Origin of the sequence: Pseudoalteromonas sp. MER144-MNA-CIBAN-0113 (assembly GCF_040308965.1) — a bacterium.
Classification (GTDB): Bacteria; Pseudomonadota; Gammaproteobacteria; order Enterobacterales; family Alteromonadaceae; genus Pseudoalteromonas; species Pseudoalteromonas tetraodonis.
The window spans coordinates 1-250 of sequence record NZ_JBEOOG010000494.1 but is presented as its reverse complement, the minus strand read 5'-3'; the positions used below and the strand labels follow the sequence as shown (position 1 = coordinate 250).

The window sequence follows — 250 nt, the reverse complement described above, 5'->3', positions numbered from 1 at the left end:
CTGCTACACAAAATGGCCGCGAAGTGGTGATGAGCACCGTGTTCATGTTAATAGGTGAGAACAGTCGCACAGTTGCACAAGGCGTTGGTGAAAAGTTAAAAGAAATCAATGGCAGTTTACCCGAAGGTATAGTTGCAAAAGCCGTCTATGACCGAACTAAACTGGTAGATAAAACGCTAACGCAGATTAAAAGTAAGTACTGACGAGGACTTTAATAAATCACTCGCTACAGAGCTGCGCGCTCTTTTAA

The 250-nt window shown here is 43.2% G+C and carries 2 pseudogenes; both read left to right on the top strand.

Annotated elements, in window-relative coordinates:
* Window positions 1-194, top strand: a pseudogene (locus AAEY57_RS20655) (efflux RND transporter permease subunit); the annotation flags it as partial.
* A pseudogene (locus AAEY57_RS20650) lies at window positions 181-250 on the top strand (DUF2721 domain-containing protein); the annotation flags it as partial. The pseudogenes AAEY57_RS20655 and AAEY57_RS20650, both read left to right, overlap by 14 nt.